This is a genomic window from Paenibacillus endoradicis, assembly GCF_024721975.1.
In genome coordinates this window covers 273,877-293,009 of the sequence record NZ_JANQBB010000007.1, presented here as the reverse complement: position 1 = coordinate 293,009, position 19,133 = coordinate 273,877, and the positions used below count along the sequence as shown (strand labels likewise).

The window sequence follows — 19,133 nt, the reverse complement described above, 5'->3', positions numbered from 1 at the left end:
CCAACATTACCGTTCTCAGTTCATGTTTTTTCATAATTTACAATCGGAGGTGAGTTTCTGAACAGGTTTATTGAACAACTTCAGCACATATCCCCATTCGTACGATTAGTCAAAATATCCCGCTCTCATCAGCTACTTGGAGAGTGGATTGACTATGATCATGTGTTTACATATATAGAGCAAGGTGATGCCGATTTTATCCTTGATGGTATTAAGTATCAACTTCATGCAGGAGATGCTCTTATAATGCCACCGTTCATGTTACATCTCATTCATGCTACTTCTGTAACACCACTTATTCAATATATTGTTCATTTCGATTTAATGTCTAATGTCCAGCGAAGGAAGTGGCAAGAAATAAGCATTACATTACCCGAACAGAACGTATTACCTGATTCAGAAAAATCACTACTATTCATAGATCCTATTTCTCATATTAATTCCAACGATCAGCTCTATTTGAAAAGAAGATTTCTAACGTTACAACAGCTATATAGTTCAACTATTCCTTTCTCAGATGTTCAGATGAAGGGAATATTAACAGAATTACTTGCTATATTTTTTCGTAATCAGACGGAAACCCCTATTCAACTAAGTAAACAATCGAAGGGGTGGGCATCTATTGAGTTGAGTATTCATTATATATATTCCAATTATGCTCGTAACGAACTTGACCGTATGTCCATTGCTGAGCATGTGGGCCTATCGCCTAATCACCTCTCCCATCTGTTCAAAGAACAATTAGGAATCTCTATTCATAAATTTGTATCTTCGATACGTATTGAACAAGCAAAGAAAAAAATATTAGAAGGAAAGCACACCCTAACTACGATCTCAGAACAAGTAGGATTTACAAGCATCTACTCCTTCAGTCGAGCATTTAAGAGTATGGTTGGTACGAGTGCAAGTCAATTCCATTCCTTACATACATCACAAAGTCATGAAAGCATTTTAAATAGAACCATCGCAAATCAAGAAGTTAATAAAAAGTTGTAGGAGGAACAATATGATTAATACTCAAGTTATGTTTACAGCTCCATGGCAAGTAGAAGTCCAAGAAGATAAATATATCGCTAGCGAGCTACAATCTAATAGAATTCTAGTTAAAAAAATATATACATTAGTAAGTGCTGGGACCGAACTCGCTTGTTTATCCGGTAATGAGAAATGGTTCTCCATGCCTCAAGTTCCTGGTTACTCCGCGGTAAGTGAAGTCATTAACGTAGGTTCGAATGTTGTAGATTTCGAGATTGGAGATCATATATTTCACTACGGAAATCATGCACGATACGAAACAATTAATGAAAATGATCTTATTGTAAAGGTACCAGAGGGTGTTCCTCTCTACTGGATTCCTTTTGCAAGATTGGCTACTATTGCGATGACATCTATTCGAGTTTCTTCCATTGAATTAGGAGACTATGTTGCCGTTACTGGACTGGGATTAGTAGGCAACCTTGCAGCACAGCTTGCTAGTTTGCAAGGAGCAAATATTATTGGTATTGATGTATCAGCCAATCGACTTGCCTTAGCTAAACGTTGCGGTGTATATGCCACTCTAGATGGTAATGATGATCAACTATTAGATCAAATATCATTGTTAACATCCCAATTGGGCGTGTCCACACTTATTGAAGCAACAGGAGTACCACAGGTCGTTACAAAAAGTTTACCTTACATCTCCCCATATGGTGAGCTCATACTGCTTGGAAGCCCTCGTGGTGATTACACAGGTAATATTACCGACTTGTTGAATTATACTCATCTTATGGATCACGGCTGTATTACATTCAAAGGGGCTCATGAGTGGCGACTACCTGTTCAACACAATCCCTATATTAAACATTCTCTTGTTAGAAACACTAAAATTGTATTTGATCTTATGAAAAATAAAAAGTTAAAGATTGATCCCTTAATTAGCCATATTGTACCTCCACAATTAGAGGCTCAACAGGCATATGAAGGTTTACGCAATGATAAAGATCAGTACCATGGTGTATTATTTGATTGGACAACAAATGATCGGACGAAAGAGGTGAACCATTATGCTTAAGGCTTTAACTAGAGCAGGACTTGGTCGTGTGGAGTCAGAAGTAGAACTCATTACATATGCAGCTGCCTACGGATTTGATGCAGTTGAATTAGATCCATGTCAGCTGCATAAAGAGTGTGGCCTTGACCAAGCAAAGCAATTATTAGACGAGAAAAATATTGTAGCCGCTGCATTCTCACTGGCTGTTAATTGGCAAGATAGTGAGAAAGCTTTCCAAGAGGATTTGCAACAACTTCCTCATCGAGCTTACGCTGCCTCAATGTTAGGAAGTACCGTTTGCTGCACATATATTCTTCCATCTACAGATCTAGATTTAGTAACATTCAGCTTTCATGCAGTTAGAAGGTTACGAATATGTGCTCAAATCCTACAACCATACGGAATAAAGTTAGCTATTGAGTTTGTGGGTCCCCATCACCTTCGCACAGCTTGGAAATATCCTTTTATCCATACGATGGAAGATACATTATTCCTTATCGATGCAATAGCTCTGCCTAATGTAGGATTGCTTATTGACTCCTATCATTGGCATTGCAATAACATGAATACGACACAACTTAAACTATTAAATGCTCAAGATATTGCCTATGTTCATATTAATGATGCTAAGCCTCTACCTATCGAGCAATTAGTAGATAATGATCGACTATATCCAGGTGATGGAGTCATTGATCTTGTTGCGTTTCTCGAAGCAATTCATAGTACGGGCTATCAAGGTATAGTTGCGCAAGAAATATTATCTACAGAGTCTAATATTATTAATGAACAAGCACTAACTACAATACAAAGTGGCATGAACAGTATATGGTCTCAGCTACGGCTATCTCATACTCGTCAATAAGTAGTATTCTTTTTACATTGCGCAAAGAGACATGATAGTCCTTAGTTATCATGTCTTTTTGACATACCATTAATAATCAATTATGAGTCTTATACTATACCCGTTTGGCATGAATAATAAATCTAGCATCCGTTATCTCGTATGTGCACGTTACTAGTGTAAGCAATTGATCGTCTGAAGTTACTCTGACACCAGTATCATACTGTGACTTTTTAATTATTGCGTCCAAATAAGTATTATACTGCTGCTCGTCAGCAAACTCATATTCAAAAAATTGATCCTCAGGAGAGTAAATATATACAGAAAAGATTTGCCATTTCGTTGATCCCTCTAATCCTTCAAAAGTGATCGTATCATGCTCATTGTAATATGCAGCATCTTTATATTTAGATAACTCACCAAACATACTGCCATCTTTCATATGATGACCGTAAATCACAGTATGGATATCATCATTCATATTCTTATTGCGATAATCCATAAATATCGAGCCTCGTGCAGATGATTGTTTTTCAACATTATGATTCAGGTAGTAATCATTATCACTAGACTGCACGACAGGGTAATCAATCCCCGTGTTATCAATGCTAATCCAACCAACAATATCAGGATTGATTTCTAGCAATTGATCAAATTGCTCCTTATAGCGTTGCTTCAATTGTTCCTCAGTTAACTCTCCTTGCTCAGCATCATTAATCTCTTGCTGATCTTCTCGTACATCCTCATATTGCTGTTTCATACGCTCATTCAGCTTGTTGCTTGCATAACCGTCATATAGGTAAAGACCTAATTGATAACCACTGTATAAAAAAACTGCGATAACAATAAATAGCACCACTCGCTTTATAATTTTTCCCATTATATCCCTCAATCTATTTCATTGGTTTACCTGCCTAATTCAAATTATAACTTAAAGTGTTCCTTTATAACGTGTTCTTTTAACTACCTCTTAAATAAGAAATGCGTACATTCCAACTGGAACGTACGCATTCTGTAATCAAGCAAATTATTGTTTGTGAGTTTTTCTTCTACCAACTAACAGTAAAGCAATGATAAGCAATCCGCTACCTACAAACAACCACAACATTGTAGAGATAGAATCTCCTGTCTTAGGCAGTTGATTACTTTGATTCACTCCACCTGCGTTATTACTACCATTAAGTCCTGGCTTATTACTTCCTATACCAGTTTCTGTAGTACCTGGATCTGGCTTGTTACTTCCTGTACCTAAATCCGTACCACCTGGCTGATTAGAACCTGTACCTGGCTTATCAGGTTTAACACCTGAAACGTTGACTTTTTTATTTACAATTGTATAGGCTTGAACCGTACCATCAATTGTAATATTAATTGCTAGCACTTCATCAGATTTTTCATAAGATTCGGGCGCAATCAGCTCTTTCAAGCTGTAAGAACCGTATGAAATATCTTTGAAGTTCGCGATACCTTCATTGTTACTTACTGCTACTTTAACTAATTTACCATCTTTATCATATAAGCCAAACTCTGCACCTTGCAGCGGTTCATTAAGCTCATTAACTTTAGTTACAACAATATCACCACGAATAACACGATTTTCCACTGTTCCAGCGTCATATGTTTTCGCATCCTCAGTTACTATTACTGGTAACGTCACATTAGAAAGAATATAGCCTTCTAGTGCTTTAATTTCTTTTACAACATATTTACCAGGAGGAATATTTGTAAATGTTGCAACACCGTTAGCATCTGTTGTGCTATTCGCAACTGGAGTTGCAAATGCTGTATCTGTTGCTTTATACAATGCAAATTTAACACCAGCAAGTGGTGTACCTGCATCATCGACTTTTTGAACACTTACGTTTGGCCAAGGAGCGTCACTACTACGTTCGTTGACAAATGTCAGCTTCACATAGTTTTTATCGCTTGTAATTGTAACGTTCTCTACTTGATCTGACTTCACATAGTTTGTAGGTGCTTCAACCTCTTCAACTGTGTAAATACCTTCTTCAACCGGAGTGAAACGAGCAATACCCGAGCTATTAGTTACTACTTCTGCAACACGATAGCCTACTACATTATAAAGTGCAAATTTCGCACCTGAAAGCGGATCACCAAGTTCATTAACCTTGTTAATTTCAATCGTACCTTCAATAAAGTTATCCGGTATTATTTGATTTTCAAAGTTTCCGAGATCATAAGTTTTTCCTTCTTCGCTAATCGTAACAGACAGCTTATCTTTTGATTTATAGTAGCCGCTAGGAGAAGCAATTTCAACAATTGTATAATCCCCATACTCTACATCTTCAAAACGAACTACCCCATTATCATCGGAGATCGCAGTTGCAATCTCTTTATCAAATATTGTATCGTCCGCTGCATATAACGCAAATCTTGCATTCTTCAATAGTTTGCCAGAGTTCTTAGCCACCTTAACAAACTTAACATCGCCTCTAATGATCTGATTCGTTACATCTGGAATTGATACTGTAGTATTATGCTTTTGCCCAGTAATTTCTACAGTCGCCACATCGCTTGTTAATGGATTATAACCTACAGGTGCTGTTTTCTCGCGAATGACATACTTGCCTTCTAGTACATCAACAAATGTAACTTTACCATCGACGCCACTTGTTACCGTTTGTACTATATTTTCATTTTCATCCAACAATACAAATTCCGCACCAGCTAGCGTTTTCCCCTTCTCACTTAATTTTACGAACTCAATATTCGCTTCAATAAGTGTATTGGCTACTGGAGCAAGCTGTTTTTTGATGCCTTGATCGTCATTTGTTATCGTCACAGTATAGATGACTCCATCAATTATCTTATACCCATAAGGTGATGAAATCTCTTTTATTGTGTAGGTGCCTTCGCCTACATTCATAAACGTTACTTTACCGTCAGTGCCAGTTGTAGTTCTTTGAACCTCTACATCTAGACTATTATACAGACCGAATGTAGCTCCGGTTAACGGTTGGTTCTTCTCATTGTTTTTCACAAATTCAATAGATGATTGGATCAATACGTTTGTTACGTTACCAAGATCAATTGTTGAACCATGATTTGCTTCAGTAATCGTAGTTGTGAATACATCTCCAGTAAGTGGCATATAACCAAATGGAGTTTTCGTTTCACGAATCGTATATGATCCTGCTAAAACGTTTTTGAATTCTACAAGTCCATCTTCATCAGATTCTGATGCTGCTACCGCAACATTACCGCTGTTATACAATTTAAACTCTGCACCTTCGAGTTCGTCTCCTGAATCGTCTAGCTTAACGAATTCAATATTTGCTCGAATCAATGAATTTGAAACATCTGATAGTGCTATCGTTGTTCCGTGATCAGCTGCAGTAACCTCAACAGCATGAACAACTCCTGTTAGGGTACGATAGCCGTTTGGTGCTTGTATTTCACGAATATCGTACTCACCATAAGGTACGTTAGTAAATAAAACTTCACCTACAGCTGAACTCGTTGCTGTTGCTAATGGTGTCGAACCTGCAACGGCCCCACGTATATACAGACCGAATTGCGCGCCTGCCAACGGACCATTTGTTTCATTTTTCTTTGTGAATTTAACGTTTGCTTTCACTTCTTGGTTTTTGAACGTTAACTCCACTGACTTCTGATTGAGCACAGAGCTCAATTTCAATTCAATTGCATCCTCTACAACATCACCAACTGTTGTAAGCGTTGCTGGAGCTCCATCTACACTTACATCACCACTTATTAAGTACCCTGTTGGTGCGACAACCTCTTGGATATAGTATGATAAGTCCGACTTAATACGGTTGAATTCTAGTTTTCCATCGACTGTCATTTTTTCTTGAACCTTATTGCCATATTGATCATACAAGGCAAAGGTTGCTCCAGATAATTTAACGTTGTTATCATCTAAATCTACCTTATTAACGATAAATTTACCAAGATTACCATATCCCATGCTTCCAGCTTGTAAGAAGGTTACTTGACGTGAATCATTGGACTGATATGCACCATCAATTGGAACGGCGACATTATCTTTAGAACCGAACAAATTAATACTGTTAGTGAAGCTAGACCCAGAGTTTACCGTTTCAGTTACATACGTACGGAACGAAAGCTTATACGCCTTATCAATCGTATCCGTCGGGAAATTAAATCTAAATTCTCTAGTTGTAGCATCATAGACAATATGTGAGCCATTAAGTGGTACTGGTGTACCTGCACCTAAACCATCATTTCCGTTTGCTGGAATATTGTTAGGTACGTTAATTGCTCCACTATATGCAATTAACTCCACACTTGTTGTGTCTAGCTCAAGACCTGCTTGCAGGTTATCAATTAACCAGAATCTATCGACATCCAGCAACTGATTAAGATTAACTGCATTGGAGTTCAGATATACAACCCAATCAACATACTTATTGCCATACGCTGTTGGAATACCTTTCTTGCTTACAATATGGTTGCTAATGGTTTGAGTTGCAGGATCAGTATTGGATCTTGTCGTTTTATCATGGGTTAATGTTGCTTCATTCGTAACATCAAAATTACCATTATTCAACGTATTATTTTGTGAAATAAACTTGGATAGATCCGTAACCGCAGTGTCGAAATAGATGGTGTATTGCTCCGTAATGCTCGAGTTAAAATCGAAGGTTACAACATCTGTTCCAGTAACAGTTACGAGAAAGCTGACAGGGGCACCGTTAACATCATGAACGATAACACTGCCAGGTATAAAGGTAAGTCCGTCAGGAATAGTATCAACAATGCTTACATTTGGAAGTGCAATAGCAGCGTACAAGCTAGGATCAGTTCCTGCTTTCGGTGCACTTGGAGCTGTTGCACCGTTTTCATTAACAGTCAACTTCCACGTAATTGTACGGTCAGCTACATTTAGATCATAGCCTTCCGCATCCTTTTTCAACACATTGCTTGTATAGCTCTGCGTTCCTGGGTCACTAATATCAATAGAACCACTGACAAACTTGGCTGTGTTTGAAAACTGTCCACTAGCATTAGCAGTAATATTCACTGTATCTGCTGGCTTTGTATCGAATGTAATCGTGTATTTAGAATTAATAGCAGAACCAAACGTATAGCTAAGCGTTGAAGTTCCAGAAGAGTAGTTAAATGTACCACCAGAGTAAGCATTGCCTTGATGATCCACAATTCGAGCAGACCCATGAATATACTGTTGAGCACTTGGAATTATATCCGTAATCGTTGGTGCTGCCCATCTAATATTTTCACTATTAATATCAATTGACCATGAAATTACACCGTTCGCTCGGTTATAACCCGCACCTGACTTGTTGATTAAGTTACTTCCAACACCTACTGAAGCATTTTTTACTACTCCAGTTCCAGTAAGACCATCCCAAGTAAGGACCGCTTCGTTTACGAAATTATAAGAGCCATTTGATTGAAAACGAGCTGGCGCAATCTCAGTTTCATACGTAATCGTAACCTCATTCGTAATATTACCTAGGTTAAAAGTCAGCTCTGAGCCACTTGTTACCGGAGTAACATTAGCACCATTTACAGTTGCTGTTCCAGCAATGTAAGTTAACCCAGCAGGAAGTGTATCCTTAATAATGGCATTGTTGAATGCTAGATCATCTTCATTCACGACAATCGTCCAAGTAATATTTTTTGTATTATTCGCTGTTGTTGTAGCATTATAACTTCCTGATTTACTTAAAATACTAAGTGGAATATTTACAGTTTTCGGGCTATCCACATTCGTTGTCTCGTTATCATCATGCTCAAGGTAAGCGGTATTCGTTACAGAAATGGACGTATCTCCTGCTTCTAGTGCCGCAAGTAATGCTGTTTCCTTTAATGAGGTAGTAAAGGTAATTACCTGCTGGGTAGTAATGTCTCCTAATGAAACACTTAAAGTATCAGCATCAGTAGTTACTCCAGCTGTAGGAATGGCACCGTTAATTTTAATTGATGATACATCCAAGGTTTGACTTGACGGGATAGCATCAACTAGTACTGCATTATTAACGTTAACATTCTCTTTATTGACAGTTATTTTCCATTCGATGTTAGTTCCACTAGTTATTTTACCATCTTTTTGGACAGTAACCGGGTCTGGCACAGCAATAGGATCTGCTTTGAATGTCAACTCAAGTGTTGTGTTTGGTATACCGAAATCAATCTCTGTAACGGTACCATCTGTTTTAATCTCATCTTGGTCAAAAGAAGCAGCTAGGAAGAATGCCCCACCTACATTGGAAAGCGTTTCTACACTGTCTGTAAAAACAAGCTTAATTTTATTACCCGGAATCAGATATGCGTCTGCAATAACAGTTCCATCATCTTCAGATATTAATGTAGTAAACTTGTACTCTGGGTTACCAGGGATAACAGGAAGGGCAATTGCTAACGGTACATCTATAATTATGAAATCCTCTTCGGCAATAGTATGTACATTTGGAACCATAAAATCATAATACAAATAAAAATCAGAATTCTTTTCAAGATTAGGTTTTCCAATTAATGTGTTACCTGGGATAGCCCCAGCCTTCTCTTTTACATCTACACCAGTAATAAATTGAGAAGCCACTTGCCCCGTCACATCATTACCTGAACCTGCTGCATACGAAACTAATACTTTCGAAATAGAACTAGCTTGCAATGCAATAACTAATAAACAAATCCATATAATCTTTGCATATTTACGCATTATGTACTCTACTTCCTTCCGCTTGAATTTATTTAAACTCTATTATCTTAATGCTAGTTAACGGTAAAATTTTTGCACAGAACAGAAAGAGTACATGTTTCGATGTCCTATTCCAATCACTAGCTCAAGATTCCGGCAAAACTCATTCCTCATCCCCTTCTTTGCGATCTATCGTATTTGATCAATACATGTTTGCTCCCTAATTCAAAAATCTCCACAAATAATGCCTTTTAACATTATAGCTTCTATATCTGAAAAATAACTGATCTCGATTAGCATCCCGAGACTATACCACATAATACTGATCAAAATCTAAACTTCAATTAATAGACAAACTGCTATACATTTTAATTAGTTGAAGTGAATACGTCAAGCAAATACTACTTCTCTACTCTCTTATTCCTTACATTTATCTCCATATTTTATATCGGTATGTGCTAAAAAAAAATAAAGTATATCTTCGTATTAAGATATACTTTATTTTTAAATTTTAATTGTACACGTTCACTAATGTCGTACTTTTAGCTTCTTAAAGCTCAATCTTCTCTAGCAACTCTTTCATTAGGCGGAATGATACTGGACAAAGTGCCCCATTACTCATCGTTATTAGCTTTGATCGCTTATCTATTTCTTTTATATGATTGATATTAACAATATAGCTTTTATGACAACGAAAGAAAGGTCCATTGATTTCTTCAATCTCTTTAATTCTACCGTAAAATTCGTATCTTCCATTCTTTTCATGAAGTTCTATCTTATGTTGCTGCACGGAGGTTTCAAAATAGTAAATATTATTGTACGGAATATTCTTAATCTTTTCTCCAATTTTGATTTGGAAGAAATCCGTATCTACTACTTGACCAATCTGTACATATTTATTAAAGGCAACTTGTAGTGATTCTTTCACCTGTTCCGTAAACTTTGTGTATTCATCCTTAACAATAAAATCTAACGCAGCTAATTTGTAAGTAAATGTAAGTTTTAACTTTTCTGCATGCGTCGTCACAAATATAATATTAGCCAAAGGGTCTTTTTTTCTAATCTCCGCAGCTAGATCAATACCTGTTAGTGAGGCATTTAATTCTATATCAAGAAAGAAACAATCCGCTTGATAATCATTAAGATAAGTTAATACTTCATTGGGACCTGATGCACTTAATACAACTTCAATAGAAGGTTCGTTGAACATCGCATAATTAACAATCGTTGCATGTATTTGTTGGCGTTGTTCCAATTCGTCTTCACATATGATAACCTTCATCTAACTTACCCTCCTCGTCTCAACAACTACCTCTTGAATAAACCATTCATTATCAATAGAGGTATTTATCACCGTATTCGGGTAATTACTAATAATACTTCGAACCGTTGATAAGCCTAGCCCCCGCTGACTGCCTTTTGTAGATACATTTTCATCAAATAATCTGGATACATTAACGTCAATCAGATTCGTACGATTTTCAATAACGATAACAACATTACCATCTATCGTAAGCAATATAGCCACATTGATTTTTGCGAATTGAATATCCTCACTGCCTTCAATCGCGTTATCCAGTAATATTCCAATGATGCGGGCTAAATCGATAATATCCATATCAATTTCTGTAATTTCATCCGGTACTTCTACATTAACAAGTACTTTCGATTTTTCCGCTGCAATGAGTTTGGTAGCTATTAATCCTTTTAATTCAGATATTTTAATATTTTTCAATTGAATAAACATTAGGTTATGATGCAATGTTTGCTGCTCTACTTTAATGATGTGATCATGAAAATAACTTTTCAATCCAGTCATATTATTGTCATCAAGAAATCCACGCATCGTAAGTAATATATTCACGTAATCATGTCTGAATTTATGCATATCTTGATTTACTTGCTCAAGTTCCTTCATATAATAGAGAAATTGTTCAAACTCAATTTCCTTTTGTCGTATACTATTCCGTTTCTTAAAGTAGTTAAGTAATAGGGTAAAAAGAATGATCATTGAAACAAAGTAACTTAATTGTACAAGTAGATTGATCTTCACTAGTTGAAATTCATCATTGCTTGTTTGTAAAAACATAGTTAAATATACGACGATTAAAGTAACAATCATAATTATCAATAGTGAATATTGCACAAACCATGGAAATTCCAACGATTTATTCTCTTTTTGAATGGTCACTTTATATATATGGATTAGCACCGCATAAATAAAACAAAATAATACTAGTTCAATAACAATAGAGGTTTCCCCGACACTATCAATTAGATAGTTTTTAAGTAACATCGAAAAGTGGTCGGCGACTATTCCACCGACCACTACGACACAAAAATTCATTGCACTAAGTATGGATTTTGTAATGAAACAAAAAATAACGACAGTAGAAATAAGTAGATAGCTAATGAACAACCATTGTGGAAACCATATTAATAATAATATGGTCGGAACAACGGATATTAACAAATATAAAGCAATCATCTTCAGTGTCGGTTTTATATTAACTGTGTAAAAGAAACCACCAAATATAAAACTTAACTCCAACACGCCATGTGCTAGTATTTCCAACTGTCCCATTTTTTGTCCCTCATTGACCTATTTAAATTGAGAAAGATTAGCTTGAATTTCTTTTGGAACTTCTTCTTCGTAAAAGAATAAAGTACAAGTTACAATTGAAGCAATACCTGCAATAAAGATAACTCCCAAAGCGATTTTTTCTTGCATTTTTCCAATTGCATTGTTAACTAGAGTCATAACTAACATCTCCCTACTATAATTTTTTGGACGATTAGCACTGCAGCTTCAAGTACTAATCCTAAAGCAATAAAAGGTTTGAGAACGGTTGGAACAAGTAAGATCGCTAATAGCAACACACCTAAGCGTATCCAAATCTTTTTGCGTAAATATAATCGATGCTTCTCATTATAGACAGCTTGTTTTACTGTTCCGACAGGTGCAATAATAATAACCATTAATGCTGTCAAAACAAATACGGTGTAAACAATCCAATCAGGTACAGATGCATATGTGATTAACTTACTGACAAGTGGGAATCCGATAATACTGTAGCCAATACATTCGAACAGTGACTTAAAGTGATAACCTAATGCAACTTGTCTAATAATAAAAAAAGCTACATTAGTAATCATCGTTTCTAACAAACATCCTAGCAGTATAGCAATTGTGTATACTGATACTATTGTCGTTAGATTAGTAAGCATAATACGAATTCCATAATTCAATTTGGACCGTTCTAATGATGTGTGGTTCTCTCGAACTAATCGATCGAACAAATAATTAGCAACACTTTCCATTGTTCTCCTCCTTCCTAACAATATTCTACCAAATATTTCATATTATTTAAGAGTTTGGTCGCAAACGCTCTATATTTAATCCCAACCGTAATATTTTGTAGTTCTATATCCCATTTTCACATTTATGTATTAATTTGTAAAGAATTATAGTCAATAATACCCTAATTTCTACAACTTATTTTTCTTACAAAAGCTGTCTATATTTGACTCTCTGGCTTCTATCTGTTTTTCCATACATAATTCGACCCAATTAGTGGAAATATAAAACTATCTTGTATAAAGGAGGGAACAGCATGTCATTTAAAAACTTTTCTAAAAACATGAATAACAATACTTCTAAGCAAAATAACAAATCAGATGCACCATCGCTTCACCAAAACAAACATGATGTAGAATTTGCTGAAGAAGCAGCTAAAGAAGCCGGGTTAAGTCTAAAAGAGTACGAACAAAACAAACCACAGTAAAGTAACGAAAACACACCACAGTAAAGTAACGAAAACACATAAGCCACTGTATACGTCTATATAACACGTATACAGTGGCTTATGTGATGTTACTTAATCCGCTCATCAATGAATCGAAGCAGGATCGATTTGGGTTACTATTTTATCTTGCTCAGCTACGCTTTGCCTAGCCGAACCTGCCCAAAAGGCTGCAATAAATCCAATCATTGCTGATACTAGTAAGAACCAAAAACCATATTGTACAGCATCACCCAATAACTGACGTAATAATTCTAATTGATCAGCTGGTAAGTTACTATTTGATTGCAATACTGCAAGCGGATCAGTCACTACACCTAGATCATTCGATAATTGTGATAATTGTGTAGTGTTCTCACTCATTAATATAGAAACTTTGGAGTTAATTAGCGCAGTTAGTACCGCTGTACCAAGTACACCACCTATAGATCGGAAGAAGCTTACCGAAGAGGTTGCAGCTCCTCGAATCGATTCATCCACACTCATACTAACTGCCGATTGACCAACCATCATCATCATTCCGATGCCAAGACCTAATAGTACCATGATGAAGCATATGACAAGGAAATGAACATTACTCGGTAACATAATAATAATCAATAGCCCCACTGCACATAGTAACATTGCTAGTGCCATATTAAAACGCCAAGTAAAACGTTGAATTAATACACCACATAACGTTGCTCCAAACATAACACATAGCATAAGCGGCGTAAGTGTTCCGCCTGTATAGGCAACATTTCCTCCCAAGCTACCTTGAACAAACAACGGAATATATACTAGTGCACCAAACATTATTATCCCTTGTACAAATGTCGTAATATAAGTACTAGCAATTACTTTATCGTGAAATAGATGGAATGGAATAACAGGCTCTCTCGCTTTGAGTTGATTCACGACAAACCATGTCGCAGCACCTATTCCTACAACAAACATACTTATAATCTCAATTGAACCCCAGTGATATTGTACTCCGCCAAGTTTAAGAGCTAGTAATAGTGAAAGTGTTCCAACAATTAGTAACAATGGACCAATAAAACCTATGGATGTATTCGATTTTTTCTTGAGTGATTCTTTCGGTAATAACACCATAAAAGCAAAGAGGATAATGACTCCGATCGGGAGATTAATAAAGAAAATATATCTCCAATCAAATACTGAGGTAATGATTGCACCGATTGTTGGACCTACAACTGATGATAGTGCAAATATACTCATATATAATGTCTGATAAATGCTATTTTTACTTTTCGGCATTAATGAAAATACGATGGTAAAAGTTATCGGCATTAAGAAACCTGCGCCTATCCCTTTAATACCACGAAAAATAATAAGTTGTAGCATAGAATCTGCAAAGCCACATAAAACTGATCCGACAACAAAAACTACTAATCCCAGTATTAACAATATTTTTCGACCATATAGATCAGATAATTTCCCTGCAATTGGCATCATTGCAGTAGAGGTTAACATGTATATGATAAACACCCAAGACATTCCAGAAAATCCATTTAACTGCGTAGCAATCGTTGGTAAAGCAGTAGATACGATCGTTTGATCTAATTGTGTCAAAAATATACTTAATAGTAATGCTCCAAATAACCAGTTAAACTGCTTCGTTGTTAACCCCTTTAACTTCGTTTCCATACGGCATCACCTGCTCCATAGCACTTGTTCAATTTATATTCCCGACATTTTGGCGCAACGATTCAAATATCCATATATCGTATGATTAGTCACTCTTGAAATAGCAAAACCTCCCAAGCGATTAATTCCATCTTCAAGATTCCTCTGTAATGCATCTGGTGCTAACCTCTCTTTGCTAGTCCAAATCGCTACGTAGCGATCAGCAATTAACGATGGATGATGCTGAGCATAATCTAACCACTTCATCAACTCATTAGATATCTCACCGTATTTAGTGGAAGTAACAACAAATAACAATTCATTACTTTGTTGATACTGTTGCCACTCTGCAAAACTTCGGTACAATTGGACTGAGCATGAACGCCAATTGTTCATCGTATCAAGGATCATAGTTAGCTCATCATCACTCTCACTACTTACATCATGATCAGAGGGAGCATACAACACTTGTATTTGGCGTACCCTTTCGGTGTCCGTCTCATTCTTTGCTTGGCCATGAACAAGCAAACCATGCTGGGCTAATTTGACCATTTGATCGACAATTCCCTCTTGTAGCTGCTCTTTCGAACCTGAGTGACCAGTAATCATCATTAATGATTCAACATCTCGATAATAGAACTGATTCATCATTCCCCATAAGCAGAACAGTATGACTTGCTCATTGGCAAGTGGATTAATAATGCCAGCTTGTCTCCAACCTTTGAACATTTCACTCTTATCCTGGAAATCTTTCACCCATTGTGAAGATGCGTACTGATCGAATAATTTCCCACCATCTAACGTTTCCTTATGAAATATTTTATATAGATTGGGTACTTTACATTTAATTTCAAAATGAGTTTGGATATATTGTCTAAGTACTAATTCTGGATCAATATTTTCCCATGATTGCTTCTCTAGCAAGGTTTCCCATTGACGAAACAGTCTTTCAAGTACAGCTTCATATAGCTTTTCTTTTGTACTGAAATAGTAATGAACAAGCGCCTGATTCACACCAGCCTTTGTTGCAATATCACTTATGCGAGTAGCAGAATAACTGCTATTTGCAAAAAGATCTTCTGCCGAATTCAAAATTTTTTCCTGCATATTGATTTTCTGTTCATCTACCTTTATCGATTGCGTCATATGGTATCCACCTTCCAACATCAAAGCGTATAATCTAGGGAATTATAGTAACGATTTCAAGACAGAGCTATTGTGCTGCACCCACTCGATCATAATACCTTCGCATTGTTCTAGCTGTGAATCTAACACATACAGACCGCGACTCGTTGTGATTGCACCTAGTTCTGCAAGTACTGGCTTAAGATGAAGTTCAACTGCTAATTGATGTTGATAACCTGCACCTACCATAAGTGGGAATACAAGTTTTCCTTGTAATGCATTCATAGGTAACAAATCTAACATCAACTTTAGTAGGCCTGTATAAGTAGCCTTGTATGTAGGGCTAGCAATAACTATATACGTCGAAGCATTGATCTGTTCAATTAGTGTATTAATAACTTCTTGATCCCACTGTACTAAGGCTACGCCATAATCAGCTAAGTCAATGACATGATGCGTGATTTCCTCATCCGTTAATTGTTCAACATAATGCGTAATGGCTTGCGTTGCTTCAGAGGCAAAAGTATACGTTTTGGATCGTGCCTTTGGATTTCCAATAATTGTGGTGATATGCATTATACTTGCACCTCTAATTTCTCAAGCTTATTATATTTGCCCTTATAGAAAATAAGCGGCTCAGTTTCTGTTAGCGATTGATGTATTTTCACACTTTTTCCGAGTAGAATTTTATGATCTCCGCCATCAACGATCGCGGTCACTTCACATTCAACACTTGTTAATGTTCCTTCTAGCACGGGCACTCCAATGTCACCACTGAAATATGAGGCACCTTCAAATTTCTCGGAACCACCTTTTCTCGCAAATTGGCGTGATAATTGCTCTTGAGGGGCAGCTAAAATATTAACACAATATTTTGCTGATTCCGTAAGATGTACTAACGTTGTACTCTTATTATCTACACAGATAAGTACCATTGGCGGATCAAGTGATAATGATGTAAAGGCATTCGCAGTCATCCCTAGTGGATTACCTGCACTGTCTATAGTAGTAATGATAGTTACACCCGATGCAAATTGTCCCATTGTATTTCTCCATACGATTGGATCCATATATATATCCCTACTTTCATTATTTACGTAGTTATGAATTGCATATTTTCCAAGCAGTAAATGCATAGATTGCTGCTGCATCGACCATATCTTCTATCGTCGGTTGAAATCTTGCTGGACCAAATGTAGCTGAGGGAATTCGGTACATATTGAATACATTGTGATCACGCCACATACTGGAATATGCGTAATGCGCTAACTGTAGCTCACCACGCGCTCCTGCCAAACTACCTGTAGCAATCGCATCCACTAGCGGAGCAATAACCTCGTCATCTGCTTCATGACCTTGACGATATACGAGCGGTAACACTTGTCCCTGCATATTAGCTCCATGTAGTAAAGCCTCTAACTGACGTTGAATCGGAGCAATAGATTGCTTAGCTGTAATATTCACTTCGATGTAAACAGAGCATACTTCACTACCCGCTCCCATAATATGTGGATCACCACCGCGGATCGCAGAGATTTGTACTTTCGGAATAGATTCTCCGCCTTTTGCTTTATAGGTGTTTTCCTGCTCATATTGAACTGCCCATTGTTGAATTTTCTCGATTAGAACAGCGACTTGAACAAGTGGATTAGGATGGTGTTGTAGCTCCTTGGGATGATTGATCATCGGTGTAAATATCTCTTCACCGTACAAATCAATTCGATAGAGGGCATGCCCACAGGACATCCAAGTAATCCCGAAGTCTGTCCCTTCAGCAGCAATCACATAATCCGGTGCTACTCCGCCATGAGACAATAGATATTGAGCACCTACTTCTTTGCCCAAAAACTCAGTTCCACGAAACTCCTCAACTTGTTCTGGACCAATCTCACCAGGACTAGCTGTAATATATAAGTGACCCTTTAATGGAAGACCTGCATTCTTTAATGCTTTTGCAGCTATTAATGTGCAAGTCATCGGACCACGATCATTCTCTACTGGGCGACCAGAAAACACGCCATTCTCGAATTTTGCTTCAAGCCATTCTGGTCGTAATACCGTTTCGGGACGATAACGCCAATTATCTCGGTCATTATACTGGGGAGACTCTGTATCAAGGTGACTCGTGAAAAGTAGATTTTTTCCTTCTCCTGGATGATCCCCACCCATCGTACCAATAACATTGAATCGATCCTCTACCATCCCAATCTTTCTTGTTGAGAAACCTTCCTTCTTCAACCAATCATATACGTACTCTCCAGCTTCTCGTTCAAAGCCTGCTATACTACGAATATTACCTAGCTCTAACAACAACTCTATTAATTCTTGTGGATTAATATTGTCGCGAATCGTTTGCATCACTGCATATTCTTCTTTCGTATACGCTGTTACATTCGAAATCCCCATAACACTCATTCTCCCTCCCAATAAGAGAGTAATTGTTCCGTTGATAAAATCGTCGCAAAATTCATATCTAATATGTTAATCGACATAAGATGTACGTCTTGCTCATACGCTGCACAAGCATCCTCTACTACAAAAACTTCATAATCTTTCATAAATGCGTCTCTGACCGTTGAATCCACACAACATTCTGTTGTGACGCCAGTTACTACAAGTTGCTCTACATTCAATTGCTGTAACAATAGTTCTATATTAGTGCTTACAAATGCACTATACTTCTGTTTTTCTACAATATAATCTACTGCCGATGGAGCAATACGATAATCTTCTGCTCCGAAAGTTCCCCGTCTACAGATCGCAACAGACTCTTCAGGATCTAGTCCCTTTTTCGCGTACCATGATTTCATGGCACGCGAGTCTGTAACAGGATCGGTAATAAGGCGAATGAAAACGATTGGAACCTCTTGCTTATGAGCAACCTCAATGAGTCGCTCAATCTGATCAACGGCTGGATCAATCGTAGATAAATCAATGCCATATTGCGCCATTTTCCCTTCTGGTCCACAAAAATCTTGTTGAACATCTACAATTAATAAAGCCGTCTGATCCTTTAGCTTCCAACTCATATTCATCATT

Annotated in this window: 16 protein-coding genes; 4 read left to right on the top strand and 12 right to left on the bottom strand. The window is 37.0% G+C overall.

Features of this window, described 5'->3' with window-relative positions:
• The first annotated feature begins 162 nt into the window (after positions 1-162).
• Genes NV377_RS21645 through NV377_RS21635 form a run of 3 tightly spaced genes read left to right on the top strand, consistent with a single transcriptional unit; the run spans position 163 to position 2,894 of the window.
• Positions 163-996: a helix-turn-helix transcriptional regulator gene (locus tag NV377_RS21645; protein ID WP_258202882.1), complete on the top strand. Its 834-nt coding sequence runs from the start codon at positions 163-165 to the stop codon at positions 994-996.
• A 10-nt stretch (positions 997-1,006) separates the two neighbouring features.
• Positions 1,007-2,053 (top strand): zinc-dependent alcohol dehydrogenase, encoded by a 1,047-nt coding sequence (locus NV377_RS21640; protein ID WP_258202881.1) that lies wholly within the window; start codon positions 1,007-1,009, stop codon positions 2,051-2,053.
• On the top strand, positions 2,046-2,894 hold the full coding sequence (locus NV377_RS21635; RefSeq protein WP_258202880.1) for a sugar phosphate isomerase/epimerase family protein: 849 nt from the start codon (positions 2,046-2,048) through the stop codon (positions 2,892-2,894). The genes NV377_RS21640 and NV377_RS21635 overlap by 8 nt, the downstream gene beginning before the upstream one ends.
• A gap of 94 nt (positions 2,895-2,988) precedes the next feature.
• Here the strand turns inward: NV377_RS21635 and srtB are convergent, their stop codons facing one another.
• From srtB to NV377_RS21605, 6 genes are all read right to left on the bottom strand, one after another.
• Entirely contained in the window at positions 2,989-3,753 is a 765-nt protein-coding gene (gene srtB / locus NV377_RS21630) for a class B sortase (RefSeq protein ID WP_258202879.1), read from the bottom strand.
• A 147-nt stretch (positions 3,754-3,900) separates the two neighbouring features.
• The gene (locus tag NV377_RS21625; protein ID WP_258202878.1) at positions 3,901-9,561 is read right to left on the bottom strand and encodes a SpaA isopeptide-forming pilin-related protein; all 5,661 of its coding nucleotides are present in this window, start codon (positions 9,559-9,561) and stop codon (positions 3,901-3,903) included.
• Positions 9,562-10,090: 529 nt separating this feature from the next.
• Positions 10,091-10,822 (bottom strand): LytR/AlgR family response regulator transcription factor, encoded by a 732-nt coding sequence (locus tag NV377_RS21620; protein WP_258202877.1) that lies wholly within the window; start codon positions 10,820-10,822, stop codon positions 10,091-10,093.
• Entirely contained in the window at positions 10,823-12,124 is a 1,302-nt protein-coding gene (locus tag NV377_RS21615) for a sensor histidine kinase (RefSeq protein WP_258202876.1), read from the bottom strand.
• 18 nt (positions 12,125-12,142) lie between these two features.
• Positions 12,143-12,301, bottom strand: coding sequence for a cyclic lactone autoinducer peptide (locus tag NV377_RS21610; RefSeq protein ID WP_258202875.1), 159 nt, complete (start codon positions 12,299-12,301; stop codon positions 12,143-12,145).
• Positions 12,302-12,303: 2 nt separating this feature from the next.
• The gene (locus NV377_RS21605) at positions 12,304-12,861 is read right to left on the bottom strand and encodes an accessory gene regulator B family protein (protein WP_258202874.1); all 558 of its coding nucleotides are present in this window, start codon (positions 12,859-12,861) and stop codon (positions 12,304-12,306) included.
• Positions 12,862-13,154: 293 nt separating this feature from the next.
• Here NV377_RS21605 and NV377_RS21600 point away from each other — a divergent pair, with 293 nt between their 5' ends.
• Positions 13,155-13,325 (top strand): hypothetical protein, encoded by a 171-nt coding sequence (locus tag NV377_RS21600; protein ID WP_258202873.1) that lies wholly within the window; start codon positions 13,155-13,157, stop codon positions 13,323-13,325.
• A gap of 105 nt (positions 13,326-13,430) precedes the next feature.
• Here the strand turns inward: NV377_RS21600 and NV377_RS21595 are convergent, their stop codons facing one another.
• From NV377_RS21595 to NV377_RS21570, 6 genes are read right to left on the bottom strand one after another with little or no spacing between them, the layout of a single operon-like run.
• Positions 13,431-14,990 (bottom strand): DHA2 family efflux MFS transporter permease subunit, encoded by a 1,560-nt coding sequence (locus NV377_RS21595; protein WP_258202872.1) that lies wholly within the window; start codon positions 14,988-14,990, stop codon positions 13,431-13,433.
• Between the two features lie 33 nt (positions 14,991-15,023).
• On the bottom strand, positions 15,024-16,115 hold the full coding sequence (locus NV377_RS21590) for a TetR/AcrR family transcriptional regulator (RefSeq protein ID WP_258202871.1): 1,092 nt from the start codon (positions 16,113-16,115) through the stop codon (positions 15,024-15,026).
• A 42-nt stretch (positions 16,116-16,157) separates the two neighbouring features.
• Positions 16,158-16,670 carry an NAD(P)H-dependent oxidoreductase gene (locus tag NV377_RS21585; protein WP_258202870.1) on the bottom strand — a complete coding sequence of 171 codons (513 nt, stop codon included), beginning with the start codon at positions 16,668-16,670 and terminating at the stop codon, positions 16,158-16,160.
• Positions 16,670-17,164, bottom strand: coding sequence for a flavin reductase family protein (locus tag NV377_RS21580; protein ID WP_258202869.1), 495 nt, complete (start codon positions 17,162-17,164; stop codon positions 16,670-16,672). Before NV377_RS21580 ends, NV377_RS21585 begins: the two co-directional genes overlap by 1 nt.
• Positions 17,165-17,195: 31 nt before the next feature.
• A complete protein-coding gene (locus NV377_RS21575; protein ID WP_258202868.1) occupies positions 17,196-18,500 on the bottom strand; it encodes a zinc-binding metallopeptidase family protein in 1,305 nt (434 codons plus the stop codon).
• Positions 18,501-18,505: 5 nt separating this feature from the next.
• Complete coding sequence (locus NV377_RS21570; protein WP_258202867.1) at positions 18,506-19,123, bottom strand: cysteine hydrolase family protein; 618 nt, start codon at positions 19,121-19,123, stop codon at positions 18,506-18,508.
• Between the last annotated feature and the right edge of the window lie 10 nt (positions 19,124-19,133).